This window comes from Pseudarthrobacter chlorophenolicus, from assembly GCF_000962805.1.
Lineage (GTDB): Bacteria > Actinomycetota > Actinomycetes > Actinomycetales > Micrococcaceae > Arthrobacter > Arthrobacter chlorophenolicus_A.
In genome coordinates, this window is the sequence record NZ_JZTW01000001.1 from 178496 (window position 1) to 192372 (window position 13877).

General features: G+C 67.3%; 15 protein-coding genes. 5 read left to right on the forward strand and 10 right to left on the reverse strand.

Going from position 1 to position 13877, the window contains the following annotated elements:
• Positions 1-65: 65 nt before the first annotated feature.
• Complete coding sequence (locus tag UC32_RS20660) at positions 66-212, forward strand: hypothetical protein (protein WP_161797251.1); 147 nt, start codon at positions 66-68, stop codon at positions 210-212.
• Between the two features lie 564 nt (positions 213-776).
• The gene (locus UC32_RS20665) at positions 777-929 is read left to right on the forward strand and encodes a hypothetical protein (RefSeq protein WP_161797252.1); all 153 of its coding nucleotides are present in this window, start codon (positions 777-779) and stop codon (positions 927-929) included.
• Between the two features lie 114 nt (positions 930-1043).
• Here UC32_RS20665 and UC32_RS00820 read toward each other — a convergent pair whose 3' ends face one another.
• Positions 1044-1442: a hypothetical protein gene (locus UC32_RS00820; protein ID WP_045729402.1), complete on the reverse strand. Its 399-nt coding sequence runs from the start codon at positions 1440-1442 to the stop codon at positions 1044-1046.
• A gap of 191 nt (positions 1443-1633) precedes the next feature.
• Between UC32_RS00820 and UC32_RS00825 the strand changes: the two genes are divergently transcribed.
• Positions 1634-2431 (forward strand): response regulator transcription factor, encoded by a 798-nt coding sequence (locus UC32_RS00825; protein WP_045729403.1) that lies wholly within the window; start codon positions 1634-1636, stop codon positions 2429-2431.
• A 17-nt stretch (positions 2432-2448) separates the two neighbouring features.
• Here UC32_RS00825 and UC32_RS00830 read toward each other — a convergent pair whose 3' ends face one another.
• The 3 genes from UC32_RS00830 to UC32_RS00840 all read right to left on the reverse strand — a co-directional run bounded on the left by UC32_RS00830 (position 2449) and on the right by UC32_RS00840 (position 4240).
• Positions 2449-2844, reverse strand: a complete 396-nt coding sequence (locus UC32_RS00830) for an Hpt domain-containing protein (RefSeq protein WP_045729404.1) — start codon at positions 2842-2844, stop codon at positions 2449-2451.
• On the reverse strand, positions 2841-3524 hold the full coding sequence (locus UC32_RS00835; RefSeq protein WP_045729405.1) for a signal peptidase I: 684 nt from the start codon (positions 3522-3524) through the stop codon (positions 2841-2843). Before UC32_RS00835 ends, UC32_RS00830 begins: the two co-directional genes overlap by 4 nt.
• Positions 3525-3619: 95 nt before the next feature.
• Positions 3620-4240 carry a TasA family protein gene (locus tag UC32_RS00840; protein ID WP_045729406.1) on the reverse strand — a complete coding sequence of 207 codons (621 nt, stop codon included), beginning with the start codon at positions 4238-4240 and terminating at the stop codon, positions 3620-3622.
• A 405-nt stretch (positions 4241-4645) separates the two neighbouring features.
• Here UC32_RS00840 and UC32_RS00845 point away from each other — a divergent pair, with 405 nt between their 5' ends.
• Together UC32_RS00845 and UC32_RS00850 are read left to right on the forward strand one after the other, a co-directional pair.
• Complete coding sequence (locus UC32_RS00845) at positions 4646-5329, forward strand: hypothetical protein (RefSeq protein ID WP_045729407.1); 684 nt, start codon at positions 4646-4648, stop codon at positions 5327-5329.
• Between the two features lie 6 nt (positions 5330-5335).
• A complete protein-coding gene (locus UC32_RS00850) occupies positions 5336-7819 on the forward strand; it encodes a hypothetical protein (RefSeq protein ID WP_052690490.1) in 2484 nt (827 codons plus the stop codon).
• 407 nt (positions 7820-8226) lie between these two features.
• On the opposite strand, the gene UC32_RS00855 is transcribed toward UC32_RS00850, so the two are convergent.
• The 6 genes from UC32_RS00855 to UC32_RS00880 form a co-directional block, all read right to left on the reverse strand.
• The gene (locus UC32_RS00855) at positions 8227-10323 is read right to left on the reverse strand and encodes an Ig-like domain-containing protein (RefSeq protein ID WP_045729408.1); all 2097 of its coding nucleotides are present in this window, start codon (positions 10321-10323) and stop codon (positions 8227-8229) included.
• Complete coding sequence (locus UC32_RS00860; RefSeq protein ID WP_045729409.1) at positions 10320-10811, reverse strand: hypothetical protein; 492 nt, start codon at positions 10809-10811, stop codon at positions 10320-10322. Before UC32_RS00860 ends, UC32_RS00855 begins: the two co-directional genes overlap by 4 nt.
• 1 nt (position 10812) lies before the next feature.
• Positions 10813-11949: a COG1470 family protein gene (locus UC32_RS00865; protein WP_045729410.1), complete on the reverse strand. Its 1137-nt coding sequence runs from the start codon at positions 11947-11949 to the stop codon at positions 10813-10815.
• A gap of 79 nt (positions 11950-12028) precedes the next feature.
• Complete coding sequence (locus tag UC32_RS00870; RefSeq protein WP_045729411.1) at positions 12029-12481, reverse strand: hypothetical protein; 453 nt, start codon at positions 12479-12481, stop codon at positions 12029-12031.
• A gap of 290 nt (positions 12482-12771) precedes the next feature.
• A complete protein-coding gene (locus tag UC32_RS00875; protein WP_045729826.1) occupies positions 12772-13236 on the reverse strand; it encodes an Lrp/AsnC family transcriptional regulator in 465 nt (154 codons plus the stop codon).
• 161 nt (positions 13237-13397) lie between these two features.
• On the reverse strand, positions 13398-13862 hold the full coding sequence (locus UC32_RS00880) for an Hpt domain-containing protein (protein ID WP_235423549.1): 465 nt from the start codon (positions 13860-13862) through the stop codon (positions 13398-13400).
• Positions 13863-13877: the final 15 nt, after the last annotated feature.

A 13877-nucleotide genomic window follows, 5' to 3' on the forward strand; every position in this document is an offset into this window, starting at 1 on the left:
TCAAAAGTGCTGTCACGTGGTTGGGTACTTTCAAATGAGGATCACTACAATCAACGGAGTCTGCCGTGGCTTTGACTGACTATGCCCTCGCGCTGGCCGCACTGCTTGGCACGCTGCTGGTCCCTTTCGCTGTCCTGTACCAAGTGCTGCGGCTCAAGCGCCGCACGCTCCGGATCCCCGTCCGGACCGCGCCCCGAGGCAAAAACCGCTGACCATGCCGTATGTCGACATCAACCCCCACAAAGCCCGCCCCAAGTGGATCGGTTACACCATCCTCACCGTCCTGCTGGTCCTCACCGTCGCCGTGGTGACGGCCGCCCTCACGCACCACTGAACACCGAAGGCACCGCCCTCCCTCGAACTGGCCCGCGGAACCACTGCTGGCTGAGCTGGCGGCCTCCGTGACGGCCGTGCTCGCCGCCGGCCGGGCCGCCGTCGGCCGCTCTGACTCCCTCGGGTGACGCTCCCGGCCGTTCCCCTAGGGTGCCTGGGGCCTCCCCGTTTTCGACGCGCTACCTCGTTTTCGACGCTGTGATGCGCTGGCGCCCCGGATATCTGGGGCGCGATGGCGCAGATGCGCATCGAGAATGGGTCTGCGCGTCGGAAAAGGGACTGCGCCTGCCATGGTGCGATGCCCCTGCAGCCGTTGCGCCGCCGTCGGACATCCTGCCGTCAGGAACCGTGCCGGGGCCGGGTGCGAGTAGGTATTACTTGCCTGGAAAGTGGGGTATCGCTCCACTGGTCACAGACGCGGACCGGGCGCTTAGCCTTCATCCATGCTGAGAATCGTGAAGCAGATTCTGCGACCCAAGCCCACCTGCCGGTACTGCGGGCTGGCCCTGCTCCCCACGCCGGCTGCGGTGTTCTGCTCCCGCGACTGCTATGACAGCTACCAGTACTGGGGCGACGCGTCAGCGCACCGGCCATAGCCCGTAGGGCGCACCTGCGTTTGCGCTGCCCATGCCCGTTTTCGCTGCGGAAGTTCTTTGACGCACCCCCTATCCGGGCCGCGGTCTCGAATGTGCGCGTCGATGGCCGCAAGGTCAGCAGGTGTAGGTACCCCGGTAGGGCGAGCCGGTCCAGGTCCCCACGAGGGCGCTGAGTTCATAGGTGAACGTGCCGTTCCGGAGCGAGGAGGCTTTGGTCATGCTCACCGTGTTCCCGGTGAAGGACTGGGTCTGTGAGGTGCCATCTGGTGCGATGACGGTGAGCTGGTAGGCCGTGGCCCGCGCAACCTTGCCGTAGCTGGTGACGTTGATGGTGGAGCCGAACGGCCGGGTGGTATCGCAGGAATACGTGCCGGCAATGCTGCCCGGGGCCGGGATGACGTAGGTGGACGCGGAGAGCGGCGCCGTGGCGGTGGCCCTGAACGCGGCCTGGGCCATGGCCGGGGTGGCTGCCAGGAAAAGGGCCACAATCAAACCGGCAAGCAGACGGCCCATATGCCGTGCTGCGCCTGAATGCCTTGACCTGCCCATGTCCCGCTGGTGCCTTCCGTTGTGGTTGCTTGATTCAATTCTGGGCCACGCGCTTCAACACCGGCCGGGGGATAGTTCAAGGTTTCTTCAAGAATGCCCGCGAGTCCCCGTCATCGTGGCAGGTTAGGGCCGCCTTATCTGGAATGCTAGGCACCATGGGACATGAATCCGCCAACCGCAGGGCCGTTGTTGTTGAAGACGACAAAGACATCCAGATGCTGCTGAACAGGACACTCAGCATGCAGGGCTTTGATGTGGTGGTGGCCGGAAACGGCATGGACGGTCTGGCCCGGATCCGGGAACATCAGCCGGAACTGATCACCCTGGACCTCAATCTCCCGGACCTGGACGGGACCGAAGTGTGCCGGCGCCTGCGCGAGTTCTCCGACGCCTACGTAGTGATGATCACCGCCCGCGTGGAGGAGATCGACGAGCTCCTGGGGCTGCAGATCGGCGCCGACGACTTTGTGACCAAGCCCTTCAGCCCCCGGTCCCTGGGCGCGCGCATCACCGCCATGTTCCGGCGTCCCCGGAACGGAGCGCCCGACGGCGGCACTGCAGCGGTTGCCGGGCCGGCGGCCTCGGAAGTGGATCAGTCAGCGACGCCCGCCCAGGCTGCCACGGTTGCCGAGGGGGATGCGGCGAGCGTTCACGGGTCCGTGAGCGTGGATACCGAGTCGCGCACCGTCCACGTGGCCGGCAACGAGGTGGTGCTGACCCGGACCGAATTCGACCTGCTGGCCGCGTTCATGGGGGCGCCACGCAGGGTGTGGACCAAGGAATCCCTGCTGCGTCGGGTGTGGGGGGATGAGTGGGCCACGGACGAACACCTCGTGGAAGTGCACATCGGCAACCTGCGGCGGAAGATCCGCGCGGGAGGCTCCGAGGCACAGATTATCCGCACTGTGCGGGGCGTGGGCTACGGCCTGGTGCCGCCGTCGTCCCTGTCCTGACGCTCCCGTCCTGACGGCTACTGCCCGGCGAGCATTTCTTCGATGGCGGCGGACACTGCTGCGGCGTCCGCGCTGAGCCGTGCCGCAACATCCCGGGCTGCTTCCAGCGATCCGGTTTTGAGGTGCTGGTTAATGAGCCCGGCATCGCGGACCAGCTGGCGGGCTCCGACCATCGCGGCCGACGAACCCAGGGACAGCGCTGCCGTGCGTGCGGCCTGCACCCGGGTGTCCGCCAGCGGGGCTTCGATGGCCTCCACCCTTCCCGGCAGCATCTCCACGAACACTGCCGCGAATTCGGCGGCCGCCTGCGGTGAGGCGAGCTGATCGGCCAGGTCGGTGAGGCAGGACCTGTCCAGGATGGCGCCGTCTGCCTGCCCGGTGGGGTCCGGGGCGTCCGCAGCGACTTTACTCATGAGGGGATAGTAGCGGGAACCGCCGTGCCCTGCGCAGGACTGGAGGATTCTTCTTTGGGCTCCTTGGGCTTCGACCAGATGCTGGTCAGCAGCAGCACGACCAGCACTGCCGGCGCGCCGTAGAGGAGTACCTTGCCTACCACCGGGGAGCGGAGGGCGCGGATGGCATCGCCAAGGTGCGGGATGACGGCCACGGTGGTGAACGCGTGGTCCTCGGCCAGCGTGGCGTTCCAGGGGTCCGCGCCGTTGTTGGCGTCGCCCTTGGTCTGGATGGTGGTGGAGACGCCGGCGCGGGTCACGTCGGTGATGCGGTGGGTCTCGATCCGCTGGTCCTCCACGGGGATGTGGTATGTGACGATGTCGCCCACCTTGAGGTCAGCAACGGGGGTGGGAACGCTGACCACCACGTCGCCCGGGTTGATCAGCGGCGACATGGAACCGGTCAGCATGGTTGAGGTCTGGTAGCCGAAGACGCGGGGCCCGACTGCCAGGAAGAGGAAAGCGGCCGCTGCCACCACCATGATGCCCACCATCAGGACCCTGCCGGCCAGTTTGGCGGCTTTCTTCGCTGCGCCGTTTACGGAACGGGCCGTTGCGGTGCTGCTGGTGCTGGCGCTGCGGTGCGAGGGCGTGGCGGCGGCGCGTCGCCGTCCGGGGTAGGACTGTGCTTGCGTGGTCATGATGCCCTCGGTTCAGGTGTGGTGGGGTTATTGATTCCGCGGCGCGGATGCCTGGGCATCCGCGCCGCCGTGCGGAACGGCTTTGTGCGGAGTGGTTACTTGCTGGTGGCGGTGCGCTGGGTGCCGGTGAAGCTGAAGCCGACGGTGCTGGACAGGCCCTGGAAGGAGTTGTCAGCGGCGGCCGGCAGCGTGACGGTGACGCGGAGGTTGTCAGCAGCGGCCGAGGTGACGGAGTTCAGGCCGGTCAGCGCCATGTTGGCACCCACCACTGCGCGGGGAGCGAGGACCTGGGTGACCGTGCCGGAGCAGGTGTAGGTGAAGGCGGGGGAGGTGCCGGCTTCGGTCCACGGGACGGAGCAGGCGTCGACGGTCAGCTGGAGGCCTGCCGCGGTGTCCGTGTCCAGCTTGGACGACGGCGTCGCTGCCGTGGTCAGGGTGATGGCGGAGAGGTTCTGGTTGCCCGTGTTGGAGAGGGTCACGGCGCGCTGGACGGTGTCGCCGGCAACCAGGCCACTTGCTGCGACGCTGAGGCGGTTCGCAGCGGTGCCGGTGGCGCCGAGGGCCACGTTGACGGTGCCGGAGGCCACGGTCTCGCTGGCGCTGGTGGTGGAGGTGAAGGCACCGTAGGTACCCAGGCCTGCAACGGATGCTGCGGCGGCAACCAGGGCGGTGGAAGCGAGGACCTTGCCGGTGGTGGACTTGAGGTTGAGACCCATGATGGTGATCCGTTTCGTGATGGCCGGCCTGTGCGGCCTGCGGACTGTTTGCCAGCCCCATCGGCTGACAACAACAACTTTCCCGCCCCAGTTTCAAGGCCAACCGGGCACCACTGACAAGAAAAGTTCAAGACTCGTTCAAGTTCCCGGAAGTCCCTCAGGTTGTCCTCAATGAGGGCCGCCGGCCGTGCCGTTTCCGCTGCTCAGGGTCGTTTGCGCTGCGCGTGTGCGTTGACGCTGCGCAGATTCGTTGACGCACCCCCTATCTGGGCCGCGACATCGAATATGCGGGTCGAAAGTGGATACAGCTTCCCTTCGCAAAACTGCTAATCATGCTTACTATTGTGGAGCGCGGGCTGCCCGCTGGGGGCAGAGCCCCCGCGCTGCACCGGAGGTTTTTCAAGCATGGACAACCAGATGCGTCCCCTTACCGACGACGAACTGCTGCAGGAGCAGGCCACCGCCCTGCCGGACAAGGAAGTGGCATCGGTCCTCGACCTGAACGCTGACCTGGATCTGGGCATCAACGCCGCTGCCCCCATCGACCTGGCAGTCGCCGCCAACGCCAACGTTGCCGCTCCCATCGACGCCGCAGCCTCGGCCAACATCCTTTCCTACGGTTCGGACGCGCAGGCCCTGTCAACCCAGGACGCGGCCATTGACCAGGGCATTACCGCTGACGCCAACGCCGACTCCCAGCAGGACAGCGTGATCGGGCAGGGCGACGGCGCAACAGACACGGGCGCAGCGGGCGCCACCGACGCCGGCACCACGGATGGCGCGGTGTCTGCTCTGCCCGGCACCGATGCCGTCACCGACCCCGTGACCGATGCGGCCGGCGCCCTCAACGGCAACCTGCTGAATGTGGACGTGAACCTGGACGCAGACGCAGCCATCGCCGCTCCCATCAACGGCGCTGTGGCAGCGAACGCCAACGTGGCCGCACCAATCGACGCCGCCGTGGCTGCCAACATCGGCTCCATCGACAGCCAGGCGTACGCCATCTCGGATCAGAGCGCCACCATCTCGCAGCACATCGACGGCGCGGCCAATGCCACCGCCGGCCAGCAGTCCGACCTGCAGCAGTAAGCCAACGTGACCCAGACCCACGGCGGGCCGGCTCCCGAAGCCGGCCCGCCGCCGTCGTACGCTGCCGTTGCCCAGGAACCGTCCGGCCAACGGACGACGGCGGGCGCCCACCTTCCCGCCCGCGCCGACGGCGTCCAGCTGCTGGGCACCGCAGAGGGGTCCGGCTACCGCGAACCGCCCGCCCTGGTGCGCCGCGCCGACGGCCAGACCCTGCAGCTGACCAGGCTCCTGTACCTGGTGCTGGAGGCTGCCGACGGGACGCAGGACCTCGAGGGCATCGCCCGGCACGTCAGCGAAAGCTCCGGGCGGCTGGTCAGCGCGGACAACGTGCGGACCCTGATGGACTCGCAGTTGTTGCCGATGGGCGTGCTCCGGCTCGCGGACGGCAGCCAGCCCGAGGTCAGGAAGTCCAACCCGCTGCTGGGCCTGCGGTTCCGCTACATCGTGTCCGATCCCGAGCGCACGCGCAGGATCACCGCCCCGTTCGCCGTGCTGTTCCACCCGCTGCTGATGGTGGCCGTGACGGTTGCGTTCCTGGCCGCGTGCTGGTGGGTGCTCATGGTCAAGGGCCTTGGCTCGGCCACGCATGAGGCTTTCGAACAGCCCGCCCTCCTGCTGCTGATCCTCGCCGTCACCATCCTGTCCGCAGGATTCCACGAATTCGGCCACGCCGCCGCCACCCGCAAGGGCGGTGCAACACCGGGAGCCATGGGCGCCGGGCTGTACCTGCTGTGGCCGGCGTTCTTCACAGACGTCACCGATTCCTACCGGTTGGGCCGCGGCGGCAGGATCCGCACGGACCTGGGTGGCCTCTACTTCAACGCCATCGTTGCCGTGGCCATCATGGGGCTGTGGTGGGCCACCGGTTTCGACGCGCTGCTGCTGGTGGTGGTCACGCAGATCCTGCAGATGGTCCGCCAGCTGATCCCGCTGGTGAAGTACGACGGCTACCACATCCTGGCCGACGCCACCGGCGTCCCGGACCTCTTCCAGCGCATCAAACCAACGCTCCTGGGGATCCTGCCCTGGCGGTGGGGGAACCCTGAAAGCAAGGTACTCAAGCCGTGGGCACGGGCCGTGGTCACCGTATGGGTGCTGGTAACCGTCCCTGTGCTGCTGTTCAGCATGGTGATGATGGTGCTGTCCCTGCCGCGGCTGCTGGCCACAGGATGGGCCAGTGTGGGCAAGCAGCAGGAGATGCTGCTGGCGTCGCTCGCCGATGGGGATGTTTTAGGCGCAGCCGTGCGGGCTGTGGCCATAGTCATCGTGGCCATCCCGGTACTGGGCCTGCTGTACATCGTGGTGCGGCTGTTGCGGCAGCTGGTCACCGGGTTGTGGACGAAAACCCGCGGCAAGGCGCTGCAGCGGACAGCTGCCATGGCTTTGGTTGGTGTGTTGCTGGGCGGGCTCGCCTGGGCATGGTGGCCCGACGGCGGGACGTACCGTCCGGTGCAGGCGTACGAACGCGGGACGCTGGGCGATGCCACCCGCGCCATCCTGCCTGCCCGCGACTTGGGTGAGCTCCGGCAGGGCGGAACCGGGCAGACCGTTGCGCTGTGGCCGGCCGGCGCCGCGAAGCCCACGCGGGACAACCCGCAGCTGAGCATGGTGCTGGTGCCGGTACGGGCGGATTCGTCCGGGACTGCTGGGAGTGACGGCGGTGGGGCTGACGCTGCTTCGGATGCTGCGCCCGCTGCACCGTCCTGGGTGTTCCCGTTCGACCGGCCTGCCGCCCCGGAAGCCGACGGAAACCAGGCGCTCGCCGTCAACACCACGGACGGCTCCGTTGCCTACAGCGTGGCGTTCGCGCTGGTGTGGGCGGAGGACGGGGCTCCCGTCACCACAGCCAACGAGGCCTACGCGTTCGCCAACTGTTCCGGCTGCGCTGCGGTTGCCGTGGGATTCCAGGTGGTGCTGGTGGTGGGGCAGACGGATGTGATCGTGCCGGAGAACCTGTCGGCGGCGGCCAACTACAACTGCCTGGACTGCCTCACCTACGCGCTGGCCAGCCAGCTGGTCATCACGCTCGACGGGCCGCTGGACGGGGACAGCAAGCAGCAGCTTGAAGCGCTGTGGGCGCAGATTGCCGAGTACGGACGGAACCTCCGCAACGTCCCGCTCTCCGAAATCCAGGCCACCCTCAACGGCTTCAAGGAGCAGATCACGGCCATCGTGAAGGGCTCTCCGGCTGCGGACGGAACGTCGGTGGCCACTACTCCGCCGACTGGTGGGGCCAGTGCTGGGCCCAGTGGCGGCCCTTCTTCCGGGCCCACGGTGTCACCCGGCTCCGGCCGCCCAACGGCACCGGCCGGTGCACCTGCCGAAACGTTCGCCCCCGCCCCGGCCGCGACACCCGTACCCACGGCCCCAGCGACCCAGCCGGCGGGAGGCGGGCAGCCGACGTCGTCCGTGGACAATGCGCCACCTGCACCCACCGTGGCGCCTGGGGAAGGAGCGACGCCCGTGCCTGTACCTACCGCCAACGGGTGACGACGCACTACCTCACTTTCGACGCGCATGTTCGTTCTCGCACCCTCTATCTGGGCCGCGATGACGAGTGTGCGGGTCGAAAGTGGATACAGCTTCCAGCCAACGCCGGGCGCAACAGGATCACGCCACCGTGGCGTAGGGGTCCTAACGGGACCGGCGACTGGGGGAGTCATCGCGGCGCATATTCAGTTACGCTGCGCATGTTCGTCCTCGCACCCCCTATCTGGGCCGCGATGACGAGTGTGCGGGTCGAAAGTGGATACAGCTTCCAGCCACAGCCGACTGGACGGCGGATCTACACGCAGCCCGCCCGGTTAAAGGCGGGTGGCCCTGCAGTCTTTGGGACTGCAGGGCCACTGGTTTTAACGGTCCGTTAGAGTGCTGAGCCCGTTGCTGGCACGAGTCGGTCAGAACGTGGTTTGGGCAATCGTTGGGTTGCTGGTGCCCAGCGGGTTCCCGGCCAGGTCTGTGAGACCGGACAGCGGCGGGGAATACGAGGGGGACCCTTGGGTCGGGTTGGCGACATTTCCGGAGGCGACGCCAAATCGCAGTGTCAGTACTTTGCCCGAGGAGTCCCATGAAAGGGTCGAAACGTTATTGCCATTGCCGGAGAACGTGACAGCCGTTGATCCTACGTAGTCGGCCCCCAGCAGGACGGTTCCCAAGTCAAGGCCCGTGCAGCTGCTGCTTGTGAAGCTGACCGCGTCGTTGGCTGTATTGGCGCCGTTGGACAGGGTTATCGTCCCTGTCAGGGAGCCCCCATTCCAGCCGGGGCAGAACTTGGCGGGATCCATGGCCTCGGAGAACGAGATCGCTAGAAGGTCTCCTCTGTCCAGACCGGCTTTGTTTCCATTTGTGCCTGTGATGCCGGTGAGAGTTGGCGGCACGGTGTCCTTAGTGGTGGTGCCCGACGCGGTGGCTGTGGTGTTGTTGCCCGCCGCGTCCGTGGCGGACGCCGTGTAGGTGAGGGTGCCATCGGCCAGAGAAGAAATGTCCACCGTGGTGGACCATGCTGTCCCCGAGGGCGTGACCTGGGACATCACCGATTTTACGGCGGAGTCCCTGACGGTGACCGTCACGGCAATTCCGGCCTCCACAGTGCCGTTTACCTTACTGCTGCCGCTGGCAAACAGCGGTGCTGTAATGGTCACAGCCGGCGCCACGGTGTCCTTCGCATTAGTGACGGTGGCGGCCGCACTGGTGTTGCCTGCGGAGTCGGTGACCGTGACCGTGTACGTCACGGTGCCGTCCTTGAGCGACGCGAGGTTGAGGTTCGCGGACCAGGTGCCGTCGCTGGCCGTGGCGGTGCCCGTGGCAGGCTGGGCCGAGCCCGGGCTGGTGGCGGAGACCTTCACTGTTGCCCCGGTCTCCGCGGTACCCGAAATCCGCACCGAGGAGGCGGTGGCAATGTTCACGTAGGCCGGCACGCCCAGGGACTGTGCCGCCGCCGGGGCCACGGTGTCCTTCACGCTCGAGGCCGTCCTTGCAGCGCTGACATTGCCAGCTGCGTCGGTTGCGGTAGCCGAATAGGTAACTGTGCCCTGGTCCAGGCTGCCGAGGTTCAGCGTGGCGGACCAGTTGCCGCTGCCGTCCGCCGTGGCGGTCACGGGCGCTGCGGAGTGCACCACCCCCGCATCGGCGGCCGTCAGCGTGATCTTCGCCCCCGGCTCCGTGGTGCCGGAAACGGGCACCGCGGCGGCGTTGGCCAGGTTCACGTAGGCCGGCACCGTCAGGACCGGTGCTGCCGGCGCCTGCGTATCGATCCGCACGGTCAGGGTCCGGGCGGACCCGGCGTTGCCCACCTTGTCGGTCGCGAAGTATGACACGGTGTGCGTCCCGTCCCCGCTGACCGGGACGCTGGTGACGGCGCCGCCCACCGTCTGCTGCGCGCCGCCGTCGACCACATACGAGATGGAGGCGACGCCGGAACCTGACGCGCCGTCGTCGGCCGTGATGCCCACCGTGACGGGGCTGGAACTGTTCCATCCCGCGGTGTTGGGGGTGGGCGAGATGCCCGAAACGGTGGCCACGGGGGCGTTCGCGTCGTTGCTGGTGCCCGTGCTGCGGGGGCTTTCGACGCCGGTCCACAGGGCGATGGCCGGGGTGACCGTGTAGTACCAGATCCCGCCCTGCACGTTCTGTTCCGTGCAGCTGAGAGTGGTCACCGTGCCGGCGCAGCCGCCGGTGCCCGGGATGCCGGTGCCGCCCGAAGCTGCCGCGTAGCGGGTGACGGTGTAGCCCGTGGCGGCCCGCCCGTTGACGGTGGTCCCGCCTGCCCACGTGACGGACAGGGAAGATCCGCTGGCGGACACCGCCGGCTTGGAACCGGGCGTCAGGGCGTCGGCGGCTGCGGCGGCGTTGCTGGTGGTGGTGGAGGCCCAGAACGCGTAGGCCGCTGAGCCGGTGCCCAGCAGCAACAGGAACGCAGCGACAAACCAGGCCACGGTCAGCTTCCGCGGCCGACGGCCCCGGAGCAGCGCAGGGACGCGTGTTGCGAGGCTCATTTGCGCACCTCCACCGTCACGGGAAGGTTGAACGTTGCGCCCTGGCAGGCTGCAAGGGAGGTGGTGTCCATGGCGGCTGCTCCGGGGAGGGTAATGAGCGCTGACGAGTTCGCGGCAACGGAGGGGGCGGGGGAGATTGGCGCTGCCGGGCCGGTGAAGGTGACTCCGGTGATGGTGCAGCCGGAATGGGCGGCATCGGCCACTGCGGGGCCCGTGCCGGTGACGCGGTAGACCTGCACCGCATACGGGTTGGGGTTGGTGAGCCGGAGGACGACGTCGGCGCTGCCGCCCGGATAGAGGGCGTTCTTGGGGTTGTCGCCGGCCACGAGGGCATCCACGGCGACCGTTTGCATGGCGGCAGCCGCTGCGGACCCGTTGCCGGTTCCCGTGGTGGTCCAGTAGGCGTAGGCCGTTCCTGCGCCGGCGGTAATCAGGATTCCGGCGAGGGCCGCCGTTTTGAGGCGCTTTGTTCTTGTGGTGGTCCTCATCTCAGTTCCCCTGTCCTGATCCTGAGTAGGCGAGCTGGAGGGTTGCGCCTTTGCAGCCGTCCTGGTTGGCGGACGTGTCCAGCATTCCCACCCGCGGCCAGGCGGACTGCGCCACGCGGAGCCCGGACAGGGTTCCGCCGGCGGCGGGGACGGTCAGCGGGTAGGGCCCGCTGTACTGGGCGACGGCGAAATCGGCCGGCGTGCAGGCCAGGTTCCTGGCAACGGCGTCCGCGTTCCGGGTAACACCAGCGACGGCGACGGACAGGTTGGTCAGCGACAGCGACTTGTTGATGGGATTGCTGATCTGCAGGTCCAGGGCCGCTGACGTGCCCGGGGAGAGGGTGCCGGGGACCTTCCCGGAGATGGCGAACTGTTTGACGGTGGAGTCCAGGACCAGCTGGACGTTTGCGTAGGCATACTGTGCTTTCCCGGCGGCGTCTTTGCCGGTTCCCACCAGGTAGAGGTTGGACGTTCCGGTGGGGGAGGCTGCGGTGGTGGCCACTTGCAGGGTGGTGGAACTGCCGGTGGCCGGGTTGGGTGAGAACTGGGCCGTGGCGCCTGCCGGGAGGCCGCCAAGGACGCTGAAGCTGACCGGGCCGCTGAAGTTGTTGCGGGCCAATTGCAGGCTGTACACCGCGGTGGCTCCGGGCGGGATGGTCACGGAATCCGGCGTGGCCGCCACGGAGAAGGCGCTGGTCATCTTGTAGTTCACGGTGAGGCTGGCGTCCACGTTGCCGGAGACTTTTCCGCTGCTGCCGGTGATGGTGACCGGACTGGTGCCGGCCGGGGTGGTGGTGGCGGTTGCTGCCGTCAGGGCGGCCGTTGCCGTGCCGCCGGAGGCCAGTGTGACGGATTGCGGTGTGAAGGCACCGCTGGCGCCTGCCGGAAGTCCCGCCGCCGCCAGGTTGACCGCCCCGCTGAAACCGCCCGTGGACGTGACAGTCACGGTGTAGGCGGCGGACTGTCCCTGTTGGACGGACTGGCTGGCGGGGGAGACCTGTACGGTGATGCCCGGCTTCGGGTTGTTCGAGGCTGCAATGAGCGCCCCCGCGCTGCCCAGCAGCAGCACCAGCGCAATCAGCGCTCCCTTGACTGCCGCCCGCCTGCGGCGCCGCGGCCGTCCGTCCTGATTGTGCACCCCGTGCCCCTTCCCATTCGGTGCAAATGACGGCAAGCCGGGGACGGGGTTTTCACCCATCCCCGGCCCGCTCGCATGCTTACTTGCTGGTGACGTTTACGGTGATCGTGGCGCCCTTGCAGGCATCCTGGTTCGTGGCGAGATCGTTGAACGTCAGGGTGCCCTTGCCCAAGTCTGCTCCGGTTGCCCCAGCGCTGACCGCGGTGGAAGCAGCCGGGGCTGTGATATCGAACCAAGCAGGAAGGCAGGCCGCATTACTCGTTGCAACGGTTGCTGCGAGGGAACCGACAACGGTGCTGGAAGTGTTGGGGTTGTCCGCCGTGTACGTCACTTCCCGTGTTTCTCCGGGTGCGATGTCCTTCGAGAACGCGGTGTGCAGGACCACGTCCTTCGTGCCGGAGGACGCTGCTGCGGAACCCGTACCGGAGCCGTTGGTGCTCCAGTAGGCGTACGCGGCACCACCGCCGGCTGCCAGCAGGGCAGCGGACACGGCAACAGCGGCGACTTTGTTCTTCTTGGTCATAGGGCGCATGGAAAGACTCCTTGTGAATGTGATTGAGAACCCGTTCCCCCATTGGTGGCTCCATCCAGGTGCCTTCCGGTGGATCGATGACCCAATATTTGCCGGGCGCCCCGGGGCCCAACAACACGTACCGGTACGCGATTATTTGGGCGCGGTCCGGCACGGGTACTTGATTCCTGGCCCGGCTACTCGCGTTCTCCGCTGTACTCGGACTGGCCCGCCGAACCCCGCGCCCCGCCGTTGTTGGGCTCCAGAGGCGAGCAAGTAGCGCCCCGGTGCCTTCGGCGCACGAGCCCGGGCTAGCGCGTATCCACGTCCTCGAACACCAGGAACGTCTGGGTATCCAGCACCCCCGGCATGGACTGCAGTTGGTCAAAGATGACCCGGCGGAGGTCGATGTTGTCCACGGCGCGGACCAGCAGGATGACGTCGAAGTCGCCGCCCACCAAGGCGATGTGGTGCACCTCCGGAATGGCGCCCAACTGGTCCCGCAGTTCCCGCCAGGAATCCTGCTTCAGCTTCAGCGTGACGTACGCCGAGGATTTCAGCCCGGCCTTGATGGGATCCACCAAGGCCGTGAACCGGGACAGCACGCCCTCGGACGTGAGCCGGTTGATCCGGGTATAGGCATGCGCCCGGGAGATGTGGACGTTCTCCGCCACCTGCGTCACGGACATCCGGCCGTCCCGGGTCAGCTCCGCAATGATGCTCCGGTCAATGTCATCAAGCTCCGCCGGTTCATCTCTGCCGTCCCTTGCCGCCATCCCGTCCACAACCCCTGCCGTAAGCCAGCTCACATGTACAAATCGTCTCCCAGTCTAGGCATTCACTAAGCAGCTCTGCACGGTTGCCGGTGATGCGGGATACGAAACCTGCCACCGGTCCGCCGCCGGACGGAATAGTGACTACCCAGGAACCGGAGCTGTCAGCGTCGAAGCGGGTTCGCATGCCGGGACGTGAGGCTGTGGACGGTCTCCCTGCTGCCCCGGGTGATGGGTGCCAGGAACGTAGCTGCAAGCTGCGGCAGCGCCACCGCCGGGTCGGCAGCCACGGCCTTACGACGCAGCCCGGTTTCCAACTGCCTTGCCAGGAAGGCCAGCTGCTCCGCGCCCACCATCTGGCTGGACGTCTTCAGGCTCAGGACCGCATCGAAGGAATCCGCAAGGTCACCCGAGACCAGGGCAGCGCGCAGCCGTTCCACCCTGTGGGGGAGGCATTGGATGAAGTTGGCCACGAACACCGGGGTGTACACGGCGTCTTCCTCCAGGTCTGCCTCTAACCGGTCCAGCACCGAGTGGTCCACCGCCGGCCGGGCATCCGCCACGCGGGCCAGGGCTTTCTGCTCCAGCTGGGACTTCAGGCCGGGGGACTGGGATTGTGTGGGGGTCATGCGTACTGCCTCGGG

Coding starts and splice junctions, on each gene's coding strand:
- UC32_RS20665 (WP_161797252.1), top strand. CDS start 777: ATGCTGAGAATCGTGAAGCAGATTCTGCGACCCAAGCCCACCTGCCGG.
- UC32_RS00820 (WP_045729402.1), bottom strand. CDS start 1,442: ATGGGCCGTCTGCTTGCCGGTTTGATTGTGGCCCTTTTCCTGGCAGCC.
- UC32_RS00825 (WP_045729403.1), top strand. CDS start 1,634: ATGGGACATGAATCCGCCAACCGCAGGGCCGTTGTTGTTGAAGACGAC.
- UC32_RS00830 (WP_045729404.1), bottom strand. CDS start 2,844: ATGAGTAAAGTCGCTGCGGACGCCCCGGACCCCACCGGGCAGGCAGAC.
- UC32_RS00835 (WP_045729405.1), bottom strand. CDS start 3,524: ATGACCACGCAAGCACAGTCCTACCCCGGACGGCGACGCGCCGCCGCC.
- UC32_RS00840 (WP_045729406.1), bottom strand. CDS start 4,240: ATGGGTCTCAACCTCAAGTCCACCACCGGCAAGGTCCTCGCTTCCACC.
- UC32_RS00845 (WP_045729407.1), top strand. CDS start 4,646: ATGGACAACCAGATGCGTCCCCTTACCGACGACGAACTGCTGCAGGAG.
- UC32_RS00855 (WP_045729408.1), bottom strand. CDS start 10,323: ATGAGCCTCGCAACACGCGTCCCTGCGCTGCTCCGGGGCCGTCGGCCG.
- UC32_RS00860 (WP_045729409.1), bottom strand. CDS start 10,811: ATGAGGACCACCACAAGAACAAAGCGCCTCAAAACGGCGGCCCTCGCC.
- UC32_RS00870 (WP_045729411.1), bottom strand. CDS start 12,481: ATGCGCCCTATGACCAAGAAGAACAAAGTCGCCGCTGTTGCCGTGTCC.
- UC32_RS00875 (WP_045729826.1), bottom strand. CDS start 13,236: ATGGCGGCAAGGGACGGCAGAGATGAACCGGCGGAGCTTGATGACATT.
- UC32_RS00880 (WP_235423549.1), bottom strand. CDS start 13,862: ATGACCCCCACACAATCCCAGTCCCCCGGCCTGAAGTCCCAGCTGGAG.